Genomic DNA, 19,907 nt, shown 5'->3' with positions numbered 1-19,907 from the left:
AGCGGCCTTCGGCGCATCGCAATGGCACGGGATCGGATGGCTGCATGACCGATGCGATCCTTGTCCTGAACGGCGGGTCATCGAGCCTGAAATTCGCTGTCTTCGAGGCAAGCGCAGAGCTTACGCTGCTGCTACGCGGCAATGTCTCGTCGCTTGCGAAGCACCCACGGCTGCGTGTCGAGGTCGCGGCGGGTCGGCCGGCAATAGAAAGAAGCCTGGGCGAGGGACCGATCGATATCGACGAAGCGTTCGCGACGGTCGCTTCGCTGCTCGGTGATCGCGATCTCCTCCGCTCCATCGACAGGGTCGGGCATAGGATCGTCCATGGCGGTCGCGACTTCACCGAAGCGACGCGGCTCGATGAGCACACGCTTGAAGCACTGCGCCTGCTCGAACCGCTGGCTCCGATCCACCAGAAGGTCAATCTCGATATAGTCTCGCTGGCTGCCGAGCTCCTGCCGCAGGCTGTTCAGGTCGGATGCTTTGACACCGCGTTTCATTCGGCCCGACCGGAACTTGCCAAGATCTATGGCCTCCCACGCGAGCTGACCGAAGCGGGCGTTGTTTCCTATGGCTTTCACGGCCTGTCCTACAGCCATATCGCTACGAAGCTGCGGGAGCGCTACGGTGCGGGTGCCGGCGGCCGGGCGATCGTCGCTCATCTCGGCAGCGGTGCCAGCCTGTGCGCCATGGATGGCGGACGCAGTGTCGCCACGACGATGGGATTCTCGACGCTGGACGGACTTGTCATGAGCACGCGTTGCGGCGCGCTCGACCCGGGGGTCATCCTCCATCTGCTGCAGGATCGGAAGCTGCCGGCCGACGAACTGGTCACGCTTTTGTACGAGAGATCCGGCCTGCTCGGTGTGTCCGGCATATCCGGTGATATGCGCACGCTGACCGGCTCGCACGATCCTGCTGCCGCCGAGGCCATCGATCTCTTCGTCTATCGCATCGGGCGCGAGATCGGGTCGCTGGCCGCTGCCCTGGGAGGGTTGGATCGGTTGGTCTTCACGGCCGGCATCGGCGAAAACGCGCCGTCGATCCGGGAAAAGGTCGGGGCCTTTGCCGGTTGGCTCGGCGTAGCCATAGACAAGGACCGCAACCAGCGCGGCGACGAAATCATCAGCCTTGCCGGTTCCAGGGTCGAGGTCCTGGTGGTTCCCACGGATGAGGAGAGGGCCGTGGCCGCCGAACTGCACCGGCACAGTCGCGCGTCACCTGAGCGCGCAAGCTGATGTCAGTTCTTGTCGGACGGAAGACACAGGAGCGCGCGCGCCAGGGGCGCGAGAACGCCGGCTTGCCTCAATCGGCGGCGACGACGTTCCCGCGGCCAGGCCTCACCGCGGCCGAAGCACAGGCGAGGCTCGTCGCCAAAGGCTTCAACGAACTACCCAGATCCAACGGGCGTGTCGGGCCGCCGGGGTAGGTCGTGGCGTGAACCCCATGTCGCGTTCGAGCTCATCGCCACCAGCCTCTCATGGGAAACCTCCTTCATCCCGCCGAGAAAGCGAAAGAGCAGGTCTTGCGCCACATGGGTGAAGAACTCGCAGGCGGCGGCCTGATTTTTAGCCAAAGCGGTCAGTTCGAGAACAGCCGATTGACTGAGCCCTCCTTGAGCAAGGAGCGGGTCATGCCGCCAAAGGCCCATTCACGGAGTCGGCCATGACCGTAGCCGCCGGCGACAACAAGTTCTGCATCCGTCGCGCGAGCGAGCTCGGTGACGGCTTCGCAGGCGTCCGCATGACCGGCACCCAGAACCTCCGATCTCGCCTTGACGCCATGTCTCATCAGGAACCGGACGACGTCGCCGACGCTCTCACGCGCGCTTCTCTGGTTCTGCTCCTCAATCGTCGCCACGAGCACATGTTGTGCGCCGGTCAAAAAGGGCATTGCATCGCTGACTGCGCGCCGAGCCTCGCGAGTATCCTTCCACGCCAGCAGAACATTTTGGGGGTTCAGCGGAGTAAGTTTGTCAGCCGCTAGCAGCACGGGCCGTCCGGCCGACAGTATCAACGTCCCGGTATCGACCCTCCGGTGGTGATCTCCAGCGCCGTTTGCCGGAGATCCGGTCACGATGAGGTCTGCGGCGCGGGCATGCATCGCCAGCAGACGTGTCGGATCACCGATCTCCTCGCGCCAGGAGGCATCGTCTCCTGCAAGGCTCAGGAATTCTTCCTTCACGATCTTCAGGCGATCCTCGATCTCCATCCGGCGTTGACGCATTATTTCCGCCGCTGCCGCGCCGCCATCATTGCCAGGAATAAACACATAAGGATCAGCCGCGGCGAAGCCGATCAGTGTGGCTTCGAACCGCCGCGCCAACGCCTGGGCGTAGATCGTTCGCGGAGCCGCCGGAGAATCGACATCAAGTTGAACCATGATGGTGTTGAAGATCATTTTCGTGCCTCCTTACGGCGAAATCATCATCGATCTGACTATCTTGACCATGTTTAGGACGTCCTCGCGCGTGCCTACATCGTCATGTCCGGTTCGAGAGCGCGCTCCTTCGCCGGTTCGGGGATTTCGGTCATGGTCGCTTCGGTCAAGAGCAAAACGCTCGCGACCGAGACGGCGTTTTCAAGCGCGATGCGCACCACCTTGGTTGGATCTATGATGCCGGCCTCGACGAGATCAACATACTCCTTTCGCCCGGCATCGAACCCAAAATTGCCGGTACCTTCAATCATCCTGGCAATGACAACCCCGCCGTCGACCGCGGAATTCTCGGCGATCTGCCGGACCGGCGCTTCAAGTGCGCGCTTAAGGATCTGCACGCCCGTCCGCTCGTCGCCCTCGCAATGCTGCTCCTCCTCGGAGACCGTCGCGATACAGCGCAATAAAGCGAGGCCCCCGCCAGGTACAATACCCTCGGCGACGGCAGCCTTGGTGGCGCTGATGGCATCATCGAGCGCTTCCTTTTTCGACTTCATCTCGGCCTCGGTCGGAGCGCCGACCTTTATGACCGCCACGCCGCCCGCAAGCTTCGCCAGCCGCTCCTGCAGCTTTTCGCGATCGTAATCACTGGTCGTATCGTCGATTTCGCGCCGGATCTGTTCCACGCGACCCTTGATCGCCTTGGCGTCGCCGCCGCCGCCGATGATTGTCGTGTTGTCCTTGTCGACGACGACGCGCTTGGCGCGCCCCAACTGTTCCATCGTGACATTTTCCAGTTTAAGCCCGAGGTCTTCGGAAATGACCTGTCCGCCGGTCAGGATGGCGATGTCCTGCAGCATGGCTTTGCGACGATCGCCGAAACCCGGCGCCTTGACGGCGCAGTTTTTGAACGTACCGCGGATCTGGTTGACGATGAGCGTTGCCAGCGCCTCGCCCTCGACTTCCTCGGCGATCACCAGCAAAGGCGAACCTGATTTCGCCACCGCCTCAAGCAGCTTGATGAGATCGTTCAGCGAAGCGATCTTCTTTTCGACGATCAGCACGAGCGCGTCTTCGAGGACCGCTTCCATCTTCTCCGGATCGGTCACGAAGTAGGGAGAGAGGAATCCACGATCGAACTGCATTCCCTCGACGACGTCCAGAACCGTTTCAGTGGTCTTGGACTCCTCGACGGTGATGACGCCTTCGCCACCGACCTTCTCCATCGCCTCGCCGACCAGCTCGCCAATCAACGGGTCGTTGTGCGCAGAGATCGTTGCCACCTGTTCCTTCTCGCGGCGGGTCGAGACCGGTCGAGATATCTGTTTGAGCGTGTCGATCGCGCGCTTGGTGGCGCGGTCAAGGCCGCGCTTGATGTCGATAGCGCTGGCGCCGGCGACGACGTTGCGCACGCCATCGCCAAATATCGCGTGCGCGAGGATGGTCGACGTGCTGGTGCCATCACCGACCATGTCGCCGGTTTTCTCCGCGGCCTGCCTCAGCATTCGCGCGCCGAGATTCTCCTCGGGGTCTTTCAGGTCGAATTCCTTGGCGATGGTTACCCCGTCGTTGCAAACGATCGGCGCCCCCCATTTCTTTTCAATCAGCACCGACTTCGAGCGGGGTCCGAGCGTTACGCGTACGGCATCGGCCAGTTGGGTCGCGCCGCGAAGAATCTTTTCGCGCGCCGCTGAACGGAACAATACCTGTTTGTGAGCCATGACCATCTCCGGAATCTCTTACCGGTGTCAGTCAATAGGCGTTCCCTTCGATCCGCCTTGATGCGCATCAATCGCAATCCGGGCCATGTTGACGAGGATCAATGACGGCGGCCGCGGTTCCCTGTTGGGTGGTGTTTGTCCAAGCCAAGGGGAACGACCGTGCTGACGAATGAAACGCCCCGGTACGACGACAGCGTGAATACGACCGGCTGCTGCCCCAGGTTCAATCCCGAGGGTTGGGACGGACAGGAACTGCACTTCGAGGGCAAGCGGTTCGTCAAAGCGAAGACCCACAGCATCATGCATATTCCGATGAACATGGGCAGCGTTTTCGCGCGCGTGAACAAGCACATCGAAGACGCCAGGGCTTCCACCCCCGATCAGTTCATCGTACTCAGCAGGGACATCTCGCCGTGGAGCAGCGAGCATCTGTTCGCGGTCTCAAAACCTGTCCGTGACGAAGAGATGACCACGCTGAGTGGCGACTACCTGACCAAAGTGTTGGAGGGCCCGTATAGTCAGGCAAGGCAGTGGCACGAGGACATGCAACAGATAGCGCGTGATCGAAAATCAGAGACCCGCGACGTGTATTTCTTCTACACGACATGCCCGAAATGCGCCAAAGCCTATGGGAAGAACTATGTCGTTGGCATTGCGGCCATTTGAGGCGCGACCTGAAGACGCTGGATGCTGACACGATCGGACAGCTGGCGGACTTGCATCCAATTGGGCGCCTGGGAACACCAGAGGAAGTTGACTTGCTTCCTGTTCTCCGCCGAGGCCAGTTTCATCACTGGCAGCTGCCATCTCGTGGACGGCGGCTACACGGCCAAATGACCCGGATCCTTGCCCGCTCGAAACGATTGACAGGCATCTGACCGGTGCTCGCACCGACAAGTTTCGAAAATGATGCAAATCAAGGCGCGGCTTGTCGCCTGGGAAGAACATGAACCAATGTGGAAGCAAATCCAAAGCGCTCCGTTTGGTCGCGATCTCGAACTGGCCGTCCTCGACGAAGACGGTGAGCATGCGCTTGTGTTTGCTTGTGTAAAGGACCTGCAAGGCTGGAGGAATGCCGTAACCGGCGCCCGAGTCGACATCAGCCCGACGCACTGGCGCGACTGGCCTGGAAAACCGCCAAAGGGGCGGTAGGGCGGCTAAATCGTCGGCGGAAGGACTCTAGGGCCGGATGATTTCGGGTCAAGTCGACCTGAAATCTGAATCCGGCTCTAAATCAAAGAGATAGAGCATGATGTCGTCCGAAAACCGCTTCACACTTTTCGGCATCATGCTCTAGCGTTTGGACTCCACGATCAGCGCCATGCGCACGAGATGCGACAGGCTGGTTGCGCCCATCTTGCTCATGACATTGGCGCGGTGGATCTCGACCGTGCGCGGGCTGATTCCCAAATCGTAAGCGATCGTCTTGTTGGGCAGGCCCGACACGAGCCCGTCCAGCACTTGCTTCTCCCGCTCAGACAGCGTCGACAGCCGAGCTTGGATTTCTGCAGATTGTGGGTGTGTTGCAGCGGGTCGATCGCGATTAGCCAGTGCCGAGCGGATCGCGTCGATCAGAATGTCGTCGTCAAACGGCTTTTCTATGAAATCGGCGGCGCCTTCCTTCATCGCCTGAACGGCCAGCGCCACATCGGCATGACCGGTCATGACAATGACCGGAACCGAATGGCCGCGGGCCCTGAGCTGGCGCAGCAACTCGATGCCGTCAATGCCGGGCATGCGCACATCGGTCACGATGCAGCCGTCGATATTGCTCGTCGCCGTCGACAGAAACGCTGTCGCCGATTCGTGCAGGCGTACCGCAAAGTCGGCCGTCGCCAGAAGAAAGCCCAGCGACTTGCGGACGTCCACGTCGTCGTCAACCACGTGCACAAGATCATTCCCGGCCATTGGCGACCTCTTCCCTCTCCACAATGCGCAACGTGAACCGGAAGGCAGTTCCTCCGGCAGGCATTGCCTCGGCCCAGATATGACCGCCATGCGATTCGACGATGGTACGGCAAATTGACAGACCGACACCCATTCCCTGTTTCTTGGTGGTGACGAATGGCTGGAAAAGCTGAGCCGAGACCTCCGGTGCAAGACCAGTGCCGGTATCGATCACGCTCACTTCGGCCATCCCATCGTCGCGAGCCCTGGTAACCACCCGCAACTCACGGCGTGGTGCTTCTTGCATGGCCTCAACCGCGTTGCGCATGAGGTTGAGCAGAACCTGCTGGATCTGGATGCGATCGGTCAAGACGAGCTCGGCAGCGGGATCGAGCGTATAGCTGACACGGACATTTATCTCTCGTGCACCAACCAGGGCCAGAGCCGAAGCTTCCTCGATCAGCGCCGGCAGGCGTTCGACTTGGCGCTCGCTTTCGCCTCGTGCGACGAAGTCCCTCAGATGGCGAATGACATCTCCGGCTCGCAAAGCCTGCTCGGCTGCCTTCTCCACAGCATCTCGCAGCATCGGCGCGTTCTCCTCCGTGCTCTTCTCGAGAAGGCGGCGGCTGCCTTTCAGGTAGTTCGTGATGGCGGTGAGCGGTTGGTTGATCTCATGCGCCAAGGTCGAAGCCATTTCGCCGAGCGCGGTGAACCGCGCCATGTGCAGAAGTTCCTGCTGCTGCTCCTGGATTCTCGCTTCCGCCCGGTGGCGCTCAGTCAGGTCGCGGCAGAAGCCGGTAAAGAAGCGCCCGGTTCCCGGATGCATCTCGCCAACCGAAAGCTCCATCGGAAAGGTCGAGCCGTCCTTGCGCATGCCTGTTACCGTGCGGCCAAGTCCTATGATCCTTCGCTCTCCAGTCGTCAGGAAGCGGTGCAGGTAGGCGTCATGCTCGTCCCGATAGGGCGACGGCATCAGCAGGCTGACATTTTGACCTATGACTTCGCTGGACTGGTAACCGAACAGCGTTTCGGCGGCCGTGCTAAAGGACTGAATGCGGCCCTGCTCGTTGATGACGACCATCGCGTCGGGCACCGTCGCCAGGATCGAACGCAGGTGGTCTTCGCGCAACAGGAGCGCGGCGTTGGCAAAGGACAAGTCGCTGACATCCGTGCCCTGGACAAAGATGGCGGTGATACTCCCATCCTCGGCTCTGATCGGCTGATAGACGAAGTCCAGGATGCGCTCCTCGGCGGCTGCGCCATGAACGTTGCGAAGCATGACTTTAACGCCACGGCCGACATAGGGTTCGCCGGTGTCGTACACGCGGTCCAGCAGTTCGAAGAAGCCTTGGCCCTCCAGTTCCGGCAGCGCCTCCTGCACCGATTTTCCAATCACCTGTCTTTGTCCGATCAGCCGTTGATAGGCAGCATTGGTCAATTCGAAGACGTGGCCGGGTTCGCTCAGCAAGGTCATGAAGCCCGGAGCCTGCTCGAACATCAGCGCGAGACGTTGGTGCTCTCCCAAACTGCCCAGCGTGCTCAGTCCAGAATCGACTGCCGGCGCGACTTTCGCATCGCCGGCGGATGGGGATGGGTCTTTCTTGCTCACAAGCAGTCCTTGGATCTGGGAACCGGCAATCTGAATGATTAGCACTCATCCCTCCGCGCGCAAAACAAGTTGAAGGAGAGCTGCAATGTGCCGCCTGCGAAGGTGGCGCGTTTGACCCGCATCAAGGTGCGATGCACCGGAGCATGCAATTCATGGCCCATACCAGAGTTTCCAGTGCGAGGTTTGCATGTCCTACAAATCGATCATCGTCAATCTTGCCGTAGACGCAGATCCGGCGCCAATCGTGAAGCTTGCAGTGGAGCTTGCTGGGCGCTTTGGCGCTCACCTCATTGGCCTGGCGGCAGCCGACGTTCCGCCACTGGTCGCGACCGGCGACGGCATGGTCTACGAAGGCGAGGTCATGCAGGTCCAGCGCACCGAGATCGAAAAGCGGCTTGCGGAACTGCGCGGCGAATTCGAAAGGCTGGTCCCCGACTTGATCAGCAGCGAGTGGGGCCAGGAGATCTGCAGTCCGACGCGGTTTCTAAGCGTTTCCGCCCGCGCGGCTGACCTCATCGTCACCGGCGGTGAAGAGGGAGAGAATGTCTTTCGTGCCGTCGACATCGGCAGCCTGGCGCTCGGTACGGGCCGCCCGGTCTTCGTCGCCGCAAGCAACGTCGAACATATCTTGGCAAAGACCGTCCTGGTTGCCTGGAAGGACACCAGGGAGGCTCGCCGGGCGGTGGCAGATGCATTGCCGTTCTTGGCGAAAGCCACGGAGGTCGTGGTCGCGACGATGGACACCGACCACGACGGAAGCATTCACAACAGCCTCGCCGACGTCGCGGTCTATCTCGAGCACCACGGCATCAAGGCGCGAACCGAAATGCTTGCCGGCGAGGCGGATGGAGACCGGCTGGTCGCGTTCGCGCGCTCGATCCACGCCGACCTGATCGTCTCCGGTGCGTATGGCCACAGTCGTCTGAGGGAGTGGGCGTTCGGCGGCGTCACCCGCGCGCTCATCCAGGAGAGCGGCATTCATCGCCTCATGTCGTATTGACGGCCTGTCATGCCCAGCGAAGTCGATCAATCCCGGTACAGGTCTGTCGATCGGTCAACCGGCCTCGCCAACGGTGCCTATTGGTCGATCGAAACGCACGAACTCATGCGGCGGCTGGAAACGTCCGCCTCCGGCCTTGGAGGTTCCGAGGCGGCGTCACGGCTCACAAAGTTCGGCAAGAACACCCTGATGTCGAAGTCTGGCGCATCGACCCTGGTCGTCTTTGCCCGGCAATTCCGCAGCCCACTCGTCCTCATTCTCATTTTCGCGGCCATCGTGTCGGCTTTCGTCGGCGAGGGCCAGGAGGCTGCGATCATCGGTGCGATCGTGCTGGCAAGCTGCGTCCTCAGCTTTACCCAGGAGTACGGCGCGTCGCGCGCCACGGAAGCGCTGAAACGGCGCATCTCGCGCAAGGCCGTCGTGCTGCGCAATGGCATCGAGTGCTCGGTCGGAGCCGATGAGATTGTACCCGGCGATGTCATCCGGCTTTCGGCCGGAAACCTCATTCCCGCGGATGGCGTCATTCTGAATGCGCGCGACTTCAATGTCAGCGAGGCCGTGCTGACCGGCGAGACCTTTCCGGTCGTGAAAGCACCGGGCCGATCGGCAGCAGAGGCGTCCGTCGCGCAGCGCGGCAATACTGTCTTCACCGGTACGTCGGTCCGCAGCGGCACCGCGACGGTGCTCGTGGCAGCGACCGGCGACCGCACCGAATTCGCGTCAATCGCCGCGGCCCTCGAGCGAAGTATCCCGGAAACAGATTTTGCCCGGGGCATCAGAAACTTCGGCTATCTGATGACGGAGATCATGCTGGTGATCGTCATCATCGTGTTCTTCGCCAATCTCCTGCTTCATCGCCCCCTTATCGAATCGCTGCTCTTCTCACTGGCGCTGGCGGTTGGCCTCACGCCTGAGCTTCTTCCTGCGATCATCAGCGTGACATTGGCCCGAGGCGCCCGCGCCATGGCGGCCAACGGCGTCATCGTGCGCCGTCTCGATGCGATCGAGAATTTGGGCAGCATGGATCTGCTGTGCACCGACAAGACCGGGACACTGACGGAAGGCGTCATCCACCTTGATGGATGGCTCGATATCGATGGCAATCCGTCAACGGATATCCTGCTTTGGGCACGGCTCAACGCGACCATGCAGACCGGACTGAAGAACCCGCTCGACGAAGCGATAGCGGGTGTGCAGGGGGAGGGTGCCTCAATGGCCGCCTTCGCCAAGGTCGACGAGATTCCATACGATTTCATCCGCAAGCGGCTGTCGGTTGTTGTCCGGACCAAGGACGCCGAAGATCTTCTGATCACCAAGGGCGCGGTGCAAAATGTCCTTGAAGCCTGTGGGTTTGTTCAAACTGCAAATGGACGGGAACCCCTCGATCACTTGCGTCGTGCCGCCATCGACGAGAGATTCCGGCGCTGGAGCGCGGACGGGTATCGTGTCCTGGCCATGGCTACCCGCCGTTTCGAAAGCCGGGGGGCTTTTTCGAGGAAGGACGAGGCCGATCTCACCTTCGCTGGCTTCCTGCTCTTCCTCGACCCTCCGAAGGAAGGCGTCAGGGAGACGCTTGCGGCGCTCACCCAGCGAGGCATTGCCGTAAAGATCATTTCGGGCGACAACCGTTACGTTACCGCACATCTTGCCCAAGCGGTCGGTTTGCGCGCCGACCGGATCATGACCGGCGAGGATCTGTCGAAACTCACCAAGAGTGGGCTTTTCGCCGGCGTGCAGCACACCAATCTCTTCGTCGAAATCGACCCTAACCAGAAAGAGCGCATCGTTCAGGCATTCCGGAGCCGCGGCCATGTCGTCGGCTACCTCGGCGATGGCATCAACGATGCGCCCGCTCTGCACGAGGCAGATGTCGGCATCTCAGTCGACACGGCGGTCGATGTCGCCCGCGAGGCCGCCGACATCATCCTTCTCAAACAGGATCTGGGCGTGCTCGTGCGCGGCGTGGACGACGGCCGCAAGACCTTCGCCAACACGATGAAATACATCTCCATCACGACCAGCGCCAATTTCGGCAACATGATCAGCATGGCCGTCGCCTCGCTGTTCCTGCCATTCCTGCCGCTGCTGGCAGCACAGATCCTGCTCAACAATTTTCTCTCGGACATTCCCTCGTTGGCTATTGCAAGCGACAATGTCGATCCAGAACAGCTGCGCCGACCGCGTCGCTGGGACATCGGCTTCGTCAGGCGGTTCATGATCGGCTTCGGCCTGGTCAGCTCGCTGTTCGACTTCGCAACCTTCGCTTTTCTGCTGTTTCTTGCACATGCGACAGCGGCCACCTTCCAGACCGCATGGTTCGTTGAGTCGTTGCTGACGGAACTCGCCATCGTGCTCATCGTGCGTACGCACAAGGCGTTCTGGAAGAGCCGTCCCAGCCCCCTGCTTGCGTGGCTTACACTGGCTGTCGCGGTTGTTGCGATCGTCATACCCTACATACCCTTCGCCGCGCGTTTCGGCTTCGTCCCCTTGCCATTGCCCGTGCTTGTCGGGCTGGTCGCAATCACCGCGGCCTATCTGTTCGCCTCGGAGGTAACCAAGCGTTGGTTCTTCGATCATGAGAGCGGGAATTTTCATCGAACGAGGGCAGGGCCGGCCATCGGCAGTGGGACCGTATCCCGATCAGCCCACATCCAATGAGACACGGCATGACTGAGGCCCGAAGCACGGCAAGAAGTGCAGGTATGCTGCCGGTCGCCGACCATCGAAAGGCCTTGAGACGAGCCCGTCGATGGCCGGCGGGCCGATCTAAGGGGCTAGCCGCCAATGGCCGTCTTGGCGACATTCACACCGAGGTCGTAGACAAGCAGGCCGCCGTAGTAGGCTGTAGCGGACACAAGCACCGCCCCGGCTACTTCGATCACAGGAACGGCGACAGCCGCTGGCCCCAACTCGCGGTTGCGGACCCACAATGCGAGCCTGACGACGCCCCAAATCAGGAAGGCGAACGCCGTGATGCCGCCGAGACTCTCGTGAATCTCCGCTATGTCGCTGCTGAAGCCGGCCGCTTCGGCATGATCGAGGGCGAGTCCGCCATAGAACCAGGTTCCAATAGCGAAAGCCCCGGCTGCGAGCGCGAGAAAAGTGGAAATCGTCCCCGCGCCAGAGCGCCTGGTTACCGCGTTGCCGCGGACGAGCGCCACAAGGTCGATCACTGCCAGTGTGTAGATGAGGACAATGGGAAAATGCACGAGCATGGGATGAATATGCTGGACTGGTATCATTGTAAGAAAATCTCCGGAGGGGTCAAGAAATAGCGCAGCGACAGTGCGCGTAAGCGTCGGCGACAGGGCAGGTGATTGGCAGGCGGCCAATGGACGCCAGAAGCTTCGATTCTAGTCGTCGTCCCCCTGGCCGTCCTCGGCAGTGCTGCTGAAAACGGCTCTACCGGAGGTGTGGCTGTCGCCGCAGTCGTCGTCGTCGTCGCTGACGCCCTTGATCGCCTTGGGACCGGTGGCATCCTGCATGGGGATGGCCTCGAGATCGATTGGGCCGGCAGGGGCGACTGAGGATGAGGATGGCGCTCCGCATGAACCTTCTTCAGATTCAGCGGCCGCCGGCAGGGCAAAGATCGTGAGGCCTCCAAGTGCTACGAGCAAAAAAAGGGAATTGCGCATGGTTCGACATCCTTCTCTCTGCGCGGCCATGATTGGACGCGATGATGCCTTGATAGAGAACCTTTGCTTGCTGGCAGCTGTGGATGGTTGACAGCAAATTGAAAGCTTCGACGTGCGACATGCCGTGCCCATGATGGTCAACCTAAAGCGCCTGGCAATGCTGGGCCTGGCCGGGCTTGTCCTGGTCCAGCCGGTTGCCGCGCGCGCCGACGAGGACGACGACGGCGATCATGACCGGGCGCGGGACCTCTACGAGCACGGCCAGATAAGGGGCCTTTCCAGTATCCTCGATATTGTTCGCGCGCAGGCTCCAGGCGACATCGTCGCGGTTGACCTCATCCGCAAAGCCAACAAATGGGTCTACCGGTTCCAGGTCGTCGGCGCTGACGGCCGGCGAAAGACTGTCGATGTCGACGCCGGTGCCGGTGTCATCATGCGGGAGGGGGAGAAGGACTGATGAAGATCCTCCTGGCCGAGGACGAGGCACGCATAGCAGCCGATGTCGAGACTGCGCTTAGGGCATCCGGTATGGCGGTCGATATCGTGCGTGACGGCGAAGCTGCCTGGTTCGCCGGCGATGTGGAGAACTATGATGCCGCCATACTGGATATCGGCCTTCCCAAGCTCGATGGCCTTACGGTCCTGAAGCGCTGGCGGGCCAACGCGCGCCGGTTTCCCGTACTCATCCTGACCGCAAGGGGGATGTGGACGGAGCGTGTCGAGGGCATCAATTCGGGGGCTGACGACTATCTCCCCAAGCCTTTTGAAATGGAAGAACTGCTCGCGCGGTTGCGGGCAATCCTGCGTCGCTCGGCGGGGCAGGCGGCACCCGTGTTGAAGTCCGGCCCGTTGCTTCTGGATACGCGCCAGATGCGGATTTCGCTGCGCGGCATTCCCGTTTCCCTATCGCCGCTGGAGTACCGGCTGCTGGCGTTTCTGATGCATCATGCCGGCAGGGTGGTGGCGCCGACAGAACTTGCCGAGCATTTGTACGATTCAGGCAACGACCGCGATCCGAATGCGATCGAGGTTATTGTCGCGCGGCTGCGACGCAAGCTCGGCAGCGATGTCATCGAAACGCGACGCGGGTTCGGGTATTTGATGCCCGATGATCCCGCCTGATGGGCAACTCGATCCGCTTCAGGCTGTGGTTGGCCGCAACCATCTCGGTTCTTGTCGCGCTCGCCATTGCCGGCGCCGGCTTGCGCTATCTGTTCGAACTTCACGTCGAGCGGCGCGTGGTGGGCGAGCTGACTGTCGATCTCAATGAGTTGATTGCCGCGACGACCTTCACAAGCGACGGTCGCCTCGTAGTGGCCCCGGTGCTCACCGATCCGCGCTTCGCCAATCCGCTGTCCGGTTACTACTGGCAGGTTGAGAATACCGGCACTGGCGATCTCGAGCGCTCACGATCTTTGTGGGATGCCAAGCTGGTGCTGCCTGCCCAGAGCGCGGGTGGCGAGCTACGGAAAGTCGAAGAATTCAAGGGCCCTGGTGGGGAACTCAGCATTGCGGTCGAGCGCACGATCATTGACGCCAGCGGCCGGTCATTTCGTGCAATCGTGGCGGAAGACCATCGAACCGTCGAGGTATCCGTAAGTGAATATGTTCGCGATCTTGCGCCAGCCCTCATGATGCTTGCTGTGGCTCTGATGGCTGCGTTTTTCATCCAGATCACCGTCGGTCTTGCACCGCTGGAGACCTTGAGGGTCGCCGTCAGAAACGTGATCGCGCAGCGAGCGGCACGGCTGGAGGTGGCAGCACCAAGCGAGGTTCAGCCGCTCGCGGACGAAATCAATCGTCTTCTCGATGCCCAGGAAAAGGCTCTCGTGCGAGCCCGTTCGCGCGCCACCGATCTGGCGCACGGCCTCAAGACGCCGCTGCAAGTCCTCTCAGCTGACATCCGCGCCTTGAGAAAGAAAGGCGAGGCGGAGCTGGCCGACGAGATCGAGAAGAGCGCCGCGGCTATCCGGCGCCATGTCGAGCGGGAGCTTGCTCGCGCCCGCCTCGCGCCCGGCGTTTCCGGGAAGGCATCCTGCCGCATTTCGGACGTAGCGGCTGGCGTCATCGCCGTCGTCAAACGCACGCCAAGCGGCAAGCAGCTTTCATTCACGATGGAAGTCGTGGAGGATCTGACAGCGCCAATCGATGAAGGTGACCTGTCCGAAGTCCTCGGCAACCTGGTGGAGAACGCTGCACGTTATGCAAAGTCGTCAGTCCGCGTCGATGCATCTGCCATCTTTGACGCAGTGATCATCGCTGTCGCCGACGATGGCCCAGGTATCCCGGACGCAGATCGGCAATCGGCGTTGTCGCGCGGCGTTCAACTGGACAGCAAGGGTGGCGGCAGTGGCCTTGGCCTGGCCATCGTTTCAGACATCGTCGAAGCCTATGGCGGGCGGCTTGACATGAGCAATGCCGACCCGGGCCTGGTCGTGACCATCTATCTGCCGCGACCGCGTTGACCTGTCCCTTCAGGCAAAGCCTGGGAAATAGTCGACCTTTATCTTCGATCGACGCACACCCATGGCCTGCAGCTTTTTGCGCAACGCCTTGACCATGGCCTGGGGTCCGGAAATGTAGAAGGTCCGCTCCAGGTAGTCGGGGATGGCCAGGCGCACCAGGCGCTCGTCGATGTAGCCGGGATACTGGCCACGCTCGCCACCTCGTACGACGGCATGGAACGTCCGGATGCCGAGTTCGCGCCTGGCGGCGCCAAGTACGTTGCGATAGGCGATGTCCTGTTGCCCCTCGGTTCCGTAGAGAATGACGATCGGTCGCCGCTCTTTGCGGTCGAGCAGAAATTGCAGCATCGAGCGGAACGGCGTGATGCCGATCCCCCCGGCCAGGAAAGCGATCTTGGTTTCCGGGTTGGCTGGCAGAATGAAGTCACCAGCCAGCTGGGAGGCATGGATCGTACTGCCTGGCGTCATGGTTCCCAGTGCCCGCTTGAAGGCGCTCGATCGCGGATAGAACTTGACGCCGAGGCGGACCGTTTTCTCCGTGGGCGCGGAGGCGATCGTGAAATAGCGGCGGTTGCCGCGATTGTCGGCACGGTCGAGACCGAGCGTCCATTCCAGATACTGGCCTGCCTGAAAGGCAAGCTTTCGCGGCGACCTGAAGATGAAGTCATAGCTATCGACGGCCGATTGTTCGATGCGTTCGAGCGTCAGCACGAAGCGTCCCTTGGGTCCCGCTGCATAGGCGAACAGGTTGCCTGCGAGCAGCGCCAGTTCCGGTGTGAAATAGAACGAGCCGATATGGATGTTGGGAGCGAACAGAAAACCGACGATGGCGGCGAAGGCGATGCGCGGCCATCGCGCCGTGGGCGCCGTCAGCGGCTCAGTCAGCATCACGAAGGCGAAGAAGAATAAAGGTGACGAACGCAAGGTTTCCGTGAGCACGCTTGCGTATTGCGATGGCTCGCTCGTTGCCAGGACCGTCGCCAGGGCCACAATGACGAAGGTCGCGACAACGTCGAGGCGGCGCAGCTTGCGGACTATGAGAATGCCGCCAGCGAGCACAAGGGGAAGCAGCGGCAGGTTGCCGCCGACCCACCAGGTGGCAGGTTGGTCGAGCAACAGCGCGGACAACGCCACGCCCAAGGCCGCCGGATTGAAGAGGTGCTTCCTGCCGACGGCGAGAATGAATTTGGATGAGATCGCCCAGACCGACGTGAATGCCACCGCAGCGATCCCTTTGAGGTCGGTAACGGCTACCGGGTCGAGGATGAGGGCCAGGATCAGCGCGGTGATGTAGACGGACTCGTTGTTGGCCGGGACTGCAAAGATCCGCGCAAACACCTTGTTGGTGGTCCAGCAGGCAGCCAGCACCAGCGCTGTCGTGAAGGCGAGGGCAATAGGATCATGTGGCACCAGCTTGACGGAGCCGAGCCCGAACGCTGCGCCGACCAGCGCCATCAGATAATAGAGGATCAGCCTGTACATGGTCAGGTGATCGAGGAATCGGTCGACGGTTTTGATCATGGCAGGCAAAGGGCTCCGAACCCGGTTGTGGATATGGCGCGGGCATTGGCGTCGACGACATACCCCTCCAGACCTGGTGTCTGCTCGATGAAGAGAATGCCGTCCCGACCCATGGCGAAGGCTGCGGTGGCGAAACGATCGGCTTCAAGCACATCGTCGCCGATGACGGTCAGACTGACGATGTCCTGGATTGGACTGCCAATTCCATGCGGGTTGTAGATGTGTTGGCCGCGGACATAAGTGCCGGAAGTCGCCATACCGCGTCCTCGGGGATAGACGACCTTTAAGATCTCGTCCGCGTTGAAGGGATTGCGGATGCCGACGCTCCAGTCGAGGCCTGAAGCGTTCCTGCCGCTGGACTGGATGTCGCCCCCGGCCTCGATGAAGAAATCGCCGATGCCGGCCCGTTGAATAATACCGGCTGCATTGCGGATTGCCCAACCTTTGACGATGCCGGAAGGATCGAGCGAACCGTCAGGCCTGCGAATATCGAAGTATCCGTCCGTTTCGTTTTTCGTCTGCTCGGCGAGAGCCAGCACTTCCATCATTTCGCCGCTCCAGTCTTTCACGGGAACGTCGCCGCGATTGATGGACGTGATCTCGCTGTCGGCCCGGTATGTGCTGAAGCGCCGGTCGATGTGTTCGAAATAGTCGAAGACCACGTCGATCAGTTCACCGTTCGAAGTCCCACCAACATCAACCGTGATGGGCATCCCCATCAGAATCCGGGTCGCGCGCATGGAATTACGAAGACGCTTTCTTCAGCGCGCCGCCGAGCGACTGGATGAAGGCCCGGCTGGTGAGCGTCGCACCAGAAATTATGTCGACATTGGCACTTTGGGCGCTGATCGCTTCGTCGCGCAGCAGGGGCACGCCTGTCTGTTGATGCTGACGGAAGTGCGGCGGTCGGATGGGTATTTCAGCACTTTCAGCGCCCTCAGTTGCCCGCCCTGCACGAGTGCCTGAATCTGGATGATGCCATAATAGGCATCGGCGGCGGGGCCAGTGTAGACGCCATCCGCGTAGCCATGCGCCGCGAGCTTCATGCCCGTTCGGATAACGCGTGCTGGCGCATTCGGGTATGCTGGCCTCGGCTGCGGGATGGGTATGTAGACGGCAGGAGTCGCGGCGAAGGACGCCGCTTGTGGCGCGGATGCGCTGACGACCGGCGCAGCCTCATGCGGTGATGCGGCCGGAATCGCCGCCGGTGTCTCCGGAAATCTTGGCTTCTCGCCCGGCGCCGCAATGCCGGCCGTGACCTCTCGGGCAACAGGAAATTGGGTTCTGCGCGGTGTTTCGATCGGCTCCGGCAGGGCGCGAATTGCGGGTGAGGCGGCGCTGCGGGGCGCCACGTTCGGCTGCGTGGCAGGCACCACCGCCGCATTTGCCGGGAGCGCGGAATCGAGGGCGTCGTCGGCTGGAGGGTTCCCAGCTTGGACCCAGACGTAAGCGCCAGAGGCGGCGATCACGAAAAGCGACAGGGCAATCTGTTTCATCGGAATTGTGTTTCCACATTGAACCTTGCAAAGGCGATCCATCTGGTTCGCTTCGGATGCAATATCCCACGACCAAGCTGACAACTGGCTGTCAGCCGAGTTAGCTCAAGAGGGAACTGTAAATTGATTTGTCCTAGATCAAGATTGTCTCATAAGCAGCAAGTTAGGAATGCTCTCTAAAGCGAGGTGGCTGCCTATGACTGTTGCCAACGAATCGGCCGGATACACCGCAACGCAGATTCTGCTGCATTGGGCGATCGCGACGCTAATCGTCCTGCAGCTCGTGATCGGTGAGGACATAAAGCCCGCCTACCGCGCGTTCTCTCGCGGCAACGCGCCGACTGCCGACGACGTGTTCAATGCGAACATCCATGTCTATGTCGGGCTGGCCGTTTTGGTGCTGGCGGTCTGGCGACTGGCGGCCAGGCTACGGAGCGGTGTGCCGGCGGCGCCGCCCGAAGAGAGCGTCCTGCTGAAGCGGATCGCTGCAACAACCCATTTCCTGCTCTATTTGTTCATCTTCGGCATGCCGATTACTGGGGCACTGGCTTGGTACTTTGACTTCGCAGCCATGGGGGAGATCCATGAACTCGCGAAGCCGGTCATCATTGTCGTCGTCGGCCTTCACGCGGCTGCTGCTCTTTGGCAGCATTTCTTCGTGAAATCGGATGTGCTGGTCAGGATGCTGCGGCCTGCAGCCAGGCATACGCGGTGACGAGCCCACAGGAAGCCGATATGATCGCGGGCGGGAGCAACCGACCGGCGAGCGCAAAACTCCATGGCAGCGGCCTTTGGTCAACGCGCGTTGACACACGTTTCTGGCTTGGCTGCAGCCGGAAACGGAAGACATCGCCAGTTCCAGCATCAGGACAACGCCTCCGCGGTCCTGTCACCGGAAGCCGGGATTTGCCTGTGTCACTTGACTGCCGCGGTCAGAGCTGTTTTCCGAGCCGCCGGCGAACCAAAACAAGTGTCGGGTCGTCGGGGTAGGCCGTGACGGTGAACCCCATGTCGCGTTCGAGTTCGATGGCCGAACGGTTTTCGCGGTTCTCGATCGACTCGATGGTCTCAAGTCCCATCCCTTCGGCATAGTTTGCGATATGGGCGAGAAGTTCCCAGCCGACGCCCAAATGCTTGCGATCCGCGCGAATGCAGATCGCGACCTCGCCCACACGGTCGGCCGGATCGCATGCCAGTGTCGCCACCGCGATCAGCATTCCGTCGGTCGAGAACGCAAGAAAATTATGGATATGGGCGTCATCGGAACGCGTCATCGCCACCAGCCGCTCATGGGAAACCTCCTTCACCCCGCCGAGAAAGCGAAAGCGCAGGTCCTCCGGTGTCACATGGGTGAAGAACTCGGCCACGGTCGGCTCATCTTCAGGGCGTGCGCGACGCACTTCGAAACGAAACCCGGTATGCGTGGTAAGTGTGTTGTTCATCGTCGACTGGTCCCTGACTTGTGGCCGTTCTGAAGCGTCGCTGCCTTCGGAGGGCGTGCTTATTCGCCCATGTCCTGCAACACGTCCTGCTTGAGGATTTCGATGCTGCGCAGGTTAAGCAGGCGAATGACGCCGTTGTCCTTCAAGCGGGTGAAGACCCGCGACACGGTCTCGATGGTGAGGCCGAGATAGTCTCCGATGTCCATACGGGACATCGGCAGTTCGACCTGCCGCAACCCACCCTGCCGCTCGACCATATCGACCAGGAACGCAGCAACGCGTTCGATGGCATTCTGGCGGCCGAGAACAAGGAGATGCTCCTGGGCTCTGGTCAATCCCTTGAGCGCCAAGGGCAGGAGTTGACGGGACATGTCCGCACCGGCGGTCAATCGGAAAACACGAACACCAGTCGCGTTGATTGCCTCGGCGAAGAAATGGTGGGTGGTGTCGGCTTCGAAGCCGAATGTCTCTCCGGCCAGGTGGAAGGCACTTATCTGCCTGCGGCCGTCGGCGAGTAGACGGTAGATGCGTACGGCGCCGAACTCGATCTGATAGAAGGCGCCGGCCTTCTCGCCCTGGGCGTAGATTTCGGTCCCGGCGGAAAAGAAGCTGACAGGCTGCAACGGCACGCTGTCGAGAGCTGCCGACAGGCTCGACGGCTGGAGGTGAGACGGCAGTGCAATCTTGGAGGTCGTGTGAGCGTACATGGCTGCGTTCCCGGTTGATCCGTGGCTACAGAAGTCGCGCAATTCCGA

At 61.1% G+C, this 19,907-nt stretch carries 21 protein-coding genes and 1 pseudogene; 10 read left to right on the top strand and 12 right to left on the bottom strand.

From position 1 onward, the window contains the following. The first annotated feature begins 44 nt into the window (after nt 1-44). The gene (locus tag C9427_RS28595; RefSeq protein ID WP_107652376.1) at nt 45-1,238 is read left to right on the top strand and encodes an acetate/propionate family kinase; all 1,194 of its coding nucleotides are present in this window, start codon (nt 45-47) and stop codon (nt 1,236-1,238) included. A gap of 343 nt (nt 1,239-1,581) precedes the next feature. On the opposite strand, the gene C9427_RS28585 is transcribed toward C9427_RS28595, so the two are convergent. Both C9427_RS28585 and groL read right to left on the bottom strand, forming a co-directional pair. Further along, nucleotides 1,582-2,400, bottom strand: coding sequence for a universal stress protein (locus C9427_RS28585; RefSeq protein WP_107652375.1), 819 nt, complete (start codon nt 2,398-2,400; stop codon nt 1,582-1,584). 74 nt (nt 2,401-2,474) lie between these two features. Then, nucleotides 2,475-4,097, bottom strand: coding sequence for a chaperonin GroEL (groL, locus tag C9427_RS28580; RefSeq protein WP_107652450.1), 1,623 nt, complete (start codon nt 4,095-4,097; stop codon nt 2,475-2,477). Between the two features lie 159 nt (nt 4,098-4,256). Here groL and C9427_RS28575 point away from each other — a divergent pair, with 159 nt between their 5' ends. From C9427_RS28575 to C9427_RS28565, 3 genes and pseudogenes are all read left to right on the top strand, one after another. Then, nucleotides 4,257-4,763 (top strand): hydrolase, encoded by a 507-nt coding sequence (locus tag C9427_RS28575; protein ID WP_107652374.1) that lies wholly within the window; start codon nt 4,257-4,259, stop codon nt 4,761-4,763. A gap of 38 nt (nt 4,764-4,801) precedes the next feature. Beyond that, nucleotides 4,802-4,934: pseudogene (locus C9427_RS34985) on the top strand (SDR family oxidoreductase); the annotation flags it as partial. A gap of 69 nt (nt 4,935-5,003) precedes the next feature. Continuing rightward, the gene (locus C9427_RS28565; protein WP_342587267.1) at nt 5,004-5,249 is read left to right on the top strand and encodes a hypothetical protein; all 246 of its coding nucleotides are present in this window, start codon (nt 5,004-5,006) and stop codon (nt 5,247-5,249) included. A gap of 141 nt (nt 5,250-5,390) precedes the next feature. Here C9427_RS28565 and fixJ read toward each other — a convergent pair whose 3' ends face one another. After that, entirely contained in the window at nt 5,391-6,005 is a 615-nt protein-coding gene (gene fixJ / locus C9427_RS28560; protein WP_107652373.1) for a response regulator FixJ, read from the bottom strand. Continuing rightward, on the bottom strand, nt 5,992-7,482 hold the full coding sequence (locus C9427_RS28555; RefSeq protein WP_425351689.1) for a PAS domain S-box protein: 1,491 nt from the start codon (nt 7,480-7,482) through the stop codon (nt 5,992-5,994). The genes fixJ and C9427_RS28555 overlap by 14 nt, the downstream gene beginning before the upstream one ends. A gap of 298 nt (nt 7,483-7,780) precedes the next feature. Between C9427_RS28555 and C9427_RS28550 the strand changes: the two genes are divergently transcribed. Together C9427_RS28550 and mgtA are read left to right on the top strand one after the other, a co-directional pair. Further along, nucleotides 7,781-8,593 (top strand): universal stress protein, encoded by an 813-nt coding sequence (locus tag C9427_RS28550; protein WP_107652372.1) that lies wholly within the window; start codon nt 7,781-7,783, stop codon nt 8,591-8,593. Nucleotides 8,594-8,602: 9 nt separating this feature from the next. Continuing rightward, a complete protein-coding gene (gene mgtA / locus C9427_RS28545) occupies nt 8,603-11,251 on the top strand; it encodes a magnesium-translocating P-type ATPase (RefSeq protein ID WP_107652371.1) in 2,649 nt (882 codons plus the stop codon). Nucleotides 11,252-11,367: 116 nt separating this feature from the next. Here mgtA and C9427_RS28540 read toward each other — a convergent pair whose 3' ends face one another. After that, a complete protein-coding gene (locus tag C9427_RS28540; protein ID WP_107652370.1) occupies nt 11,368-11,835 on the bottom strand; it encodes a DUF2231 domain-containing protein in 468 nt (155 codons plus the stop codon). 111 nt (nt 11,836-11,946) lie between these two features. After that, the gene (locus tag C9427_RS33900) at nt 11,947-12,228 is read right to left on the bottom strand and encodes a hypothetical protein (protein ID WP_146172604.1); all 282 of its coding nucleotides are present in this window, start codon (nt 12,226-12,228) and stop codon (nt 11,947-11,949) included. Between the two features lie 130 nt (nt 12,229-12,358). Between C9427_RS33900 and C9427_RS28535 the strand changes: the two genes are divergently transcribed. From C9427_RS28535 to C9427_RS28525, 3 genes are read left to right on the top strand one after another with little or no spacing between them, the layout of a single operon-like run. Further along, entirely contained in the window at nt 12,359-12,685 is a 327-nt protein-coding gene (locus C9427_RS28535; protein ID WP_107652369.1) for a PepSY domain-containing protein, read from the top strand. Then, nucleotides 12,685-13,350 (top strand): response regulator transcription factor, encoded by a 666-nt coding sequence (locus C9427_RS28530; protein WP_107652368.1) that lies wholly within the window; start codon nt 12,685-12,687, stop codon nt 13,348-13,350. The genes C9427_RS28535 and C9427_RS28530 overlap by 1 nt, the downstream gene beginning before the upstream one ends. Further along, a complete protein-coding gene (locus C9427_RS28525; protein ID WP_107652367.1) occupies nt 13,350-14,693 on the top strand; it encodes a sensor histidine kinase in 1,344 nt (447 codons plus the stop codon). Before C9427_RS28530 ends, C9427_RS28525 begins: the two co-directional genes overlap by 1 nt. 9 nt (nt 14,694-14,702) lie before the next feature. Here the strand turns inward: C9427_RS28525 and C9427_RS28520 are convergent, their stop codons facing one another. From C9427_RS28520 to C9427_RS28510, 4 genes are read right to left on the bottom strand one after another with little or no spacing between them, the layout of a single operon-like run. Continuing rightward, a complete protein-coding gene (locus tag C9427_RS28520) occupies nt 14,703-16,214 on the bottom strand; it encodes an RnfABCDGE type electron transport complex subunit D (RefSeq protein WP_107652366.1) in 1,512 nt (503 codons plus the stop codon). After that, nucleotides 16,211-16,954, bottom strand: coding sequence for an FAD:protein FMN transferase (locus C9427_RS28515; RefSeq protein ID WP_107652365.1), 744 nt, complete (start codon nt 16,952-16,954; stop codon nt 16,211-16,213). The genes C9427_RS28520 and C9427_RS28515 overlap by 4 nt, the downstream gene beginning before the upstream one ends. Nucleotides 16,955-16,958: 4 nt before the next feature. Next, nucleotides 16,959-17,087, bottom strand: a complete 129-nt coding sequence (locus C9427_RS34980) for an FMN-binding protein (RefSeq protein WP_245437200.1) — start codon at nt 17,085-17,087, stop codon at nt 16,959-16,961. After that, nucleotides 17,033-17,710 (bottom strand): FMN-binding protein, encoded by a 678-nt coding sequence (locus C9427_RS28510; protein WP_245437199.1) that lies wholly within the window; start codon nt 17,708-17,710, stop codon nt 17,033-17,035. The genes C9427_RS34980 and C9427_RS28510 overlap by 55 nt, the downstream gene beginning before the upstream one ends. 196 nt (nt 17,711-17,906) lie before the next feature. Here C9427_RS28510 and C9427_RS28505 point away from each other — a divergent pair, with 196 nt between their 5' ends. Further along, nucleotides 17,907-18,425, top strand: a complete 519-nt coding sequence (locus tag C9427_RS28505; RefSeq protein WP_107652364.1) for a cytochrome b — start codon at nt 17,907-17,909, stop codon at nt 18,423-18,425. 217 nt (nt 18,426-18,642) lie between these two features. On the opposite strand, the gene C9427_RS28500 is transcribed toward C9427_RS28505, so the two are convergent. Next, a complete protein-coding gene (locus C9427_RS28500; RefSeq protein ID WP_107652363.1) occupies nt 18,643-19,152 on the bottom strand; it encodes a GNAT family N-acetyltransferase in 510 nt (169 codons plus the stop codon). A 59-nt stretch (nt 19,153-19,211) separates the two neighbouring features. Further along, complete coding sequence (locus tag C9427_RS28495) at nt 19,212-19,859, bottom strand: helix-turn-helix domain-containing protein (RefSeq protein WP_107652362.1); 648 nt, start codon at nt 19,857-19,859, stop codon at nt 19,212-19,214. Nucleotides 19,860-19,907: the final 48 nt, after the last annotated feature.

Source organism: Mesorhizobium helmanticense (assembly GCF_003034915.1).
GTDB lineage: Bacteria > Pseudomonadota > Alphaproteobacteria > Rhizobiales > Rhizobiaceae > Mesorhizobium > Mesorhizobium helmanticense.
The sequence above is the reverse complement of the archived record's forward strand: the minus strand, read 5'-3'. Positions and strand labels throughout refer to the sequence as shown.